At 34.1% G+C, this 2,218-nt stretch carries 2 protein-coding genes and 1 pseudogene; all 3 read left to right on the forward strand.

The window, feature by feature from the left end; all coding sequences use genetic code 11:
* Window positions 1-411: 411 nt before the first annotated feature.
* The 3 genes and pseudogenes from A9G30_RS10165 (at window position 412) to A9G30_RS13385 (ending at window position 1,588) form a co-directional block, all read left to right on the forward strand.
* Window positions 412-687: a type II toxin-antitoxin system Phd/YefM family antitoxin gene (locus A9G30_RS10165; protein ID WP_065588882.1), complete on the forward strand. Its 276-nt coding sequence runs from the start codon at window positions 412-414 to the stop codon at window positions 685-687.
* A 2-nt stretch (window positions 688-689) separates the two neighbouring features.
* Window positions 690-1,022: a type II toxin-antitoxin system RelE/ParE family toxin gene (locus A9G30_RS10170; protein WP_065588883.1), complete on the forward strand. Its 333-nt coding sequence runs from the start codon at window positions 690-692 to the stop codon at window positions 1,020-1,022.
* 159 nt (window positions 1,023-1,181) lie between these two features.
* Window positions 1,182-1,588, forward strand: a pseudogene (locus A9G30_RS13385) (TIGR03757 family integrating conjugative element protein).
* Window positions 1,589-2,218 lie beyond the last annotated feature (630 nt).

Below are 2,218 nucleotides of genomic sequence, written 5' to 3' on the forward strand. Positions count from 1 at the left end.
TTCCTTGACAGGAATACCTGCTTCAGCTTCTTTTAAAATAGCGACGATTTGATGTTCAGTCATTTTTTTCATAATTGAATCCTCTTTTACTTTTATCATAGAGAATTTTCTACTTTTTTGCTGTACTATTTTAGGGGGTAGTTACAAGGTGGTTTATATCCCGTTTATCTTACTGATAAAAAGATTATTAATTCCCCTAAAGGCTAAGTCACTTCATCATTTAATTAGGTTTTAACTATTAAGAAAGTACCCTTTGGGTGCTTTCTTCTATCTATTCCAAAAGAACCTCATGATTTGTAATACGACGAGAGAAGTTATGTTTGGTGTGTAAAACAAATATAACTAAGTATTTTTTTAATACCTAATTAGGTATATAATTAAATGAGTTAAATTTCCAATAAGGAGTCTATGATGCAATTAAGTGGACAAGTTAAATCTATCACGTATTTGAAAAATAATACAGGCGAAGTCATGAGCAAGTTAGCAGAGGAACGTCAACCCTTTGTTATTACACAAAACGGTGAAGCTAAAGCCGTTTTAATGGAAGTTAATGATTATGACGAGCAAATGCACAAAATTGCAATGTTACAACGGTTGCTTGTTGCTGCTCAAGAAATGGAACAAGGGCAATATCGTTCAGTCGATGAAGTCTTTGATGAAATTTTAGCGGCAGACAGCGAGAATTAACGATGACGGTTAATTATAGCGTAGTCATTGTTAAAAGTGCAGAACGAGACATTAAGCATATTTATAATTACATCAAAAAAAATGATTGTATTGAAAATGCAAAATATGTGTTTAATCAACTTTTAAAAACTATTAAAACACTTGAAATGTTTCCTCAACGATGTGCAAATCTAGCAGAGTTTTATGGTACTCAGAAGGTTAGTTATCGGGAAATTAGTTTTAAAGTCTATCGAATCATTTATCAAATTAATGAAAACAAAAAAATAGTAGTTATTCAAATGGTGATAGATGGTCGTCGAAATTTAAAACCAATACTAGAAGAACGTTTCAAATAACAATCAATTTATATAATACTAATGCTCACTTGTGGGCATTAGTATTATAACTCCATTTTCACATATAAAAATAAACATTCCCTATTTTCTATTTAACCTCGTTCAAAACGCCTAATTCCGTTTAAATCTCATGCATTGCAATTACATTGAAGGCAATCCATGAGAATCAACCCTATATTACTTATCATCAGCTTACTGCTATGCAGCTTAAATGCTTACGCTTCAGTCACTATCGTGACGGACAGTGTACATCCTCTGCACAATATCCCCGATAATGCCAAAATCATTATGCTGGATGACAGCATCAAGCTTCATGCTTCCTTATCTGACAATCTGCCAAATGATCCTGTACAGGCTGAACAACTCGTCAAAGAACGATTAACGACGTTAGGAAGCAGCTACCAAAAAACATGAAACAGACTTTACAAGATGCATTAGCGGCTTATCAATTAGGTGTTATTAAAATTCCCGCGGTGATTCAAGATAATCGCTATGTGGTTTATGGCAAGTCCGATGTTTCGATTGCTTTACAGCTTATCAAGCAGCGAGGTCAGGATGAACCTTAAACAGACCTCAATGATGTTATTAACGACCCTTTTTGTGACCTCTAGCGTTAATGCCAAAATTAACACGGTCAGTATTTCTGCCTCAATACTGTCTCCCGATTGCATTGGACAGGCTACACTAATTAGTACCAGTTTAATAAGGTCATTGTGATGATAACTAAAAAATAAAAGGAACCAACAATGACAAATCTCATTTCAAGAAGAGAAAAACGCAGTTTTAGTAATGAATTTAAAAAACAGAGGGTAATGTTATACCAAAATGGCAAAAAACGAGCGGATATTGTCACCGAATAAAACCTGACTAAATCCGCATTAGATAAGTGGATAAAGCAATATCAAACCACTGGTGAGTTTACAGCTCAAGCTAATCGTAGTGCTCAAGAAAATGAGCTCATAGCCCTACGTAAAGAGAATAAGCGATTGTTAATGGAGAATGACATCCTAAAGCAAGCGGCGTTGATAATAGGACGAAAATCAAATTAATCACCGAGAATCAACATCGATATAGCTTACGTGCGTTATGTCGATGTTTACAAGTGTCAAGAAATCGATTTTATTATCAACAACCATTAACCAGTAAAAAAACAGACAAAGAGCTTAGTAAAAAAGTGAAAGCGATATTTAACGATA

Origin of the sequence: Gilliamella sp. Fer4-1 (genome assembly GCF_001690515.1) — a bacterium.
GTDB classification, from domain to species: domain Bacteria; phylum Pseudomonadota; class Gammaproteobacteria; order Enterobacterales; family Orbaceae; genus Gilliamella; species Gilliamella apicola_C.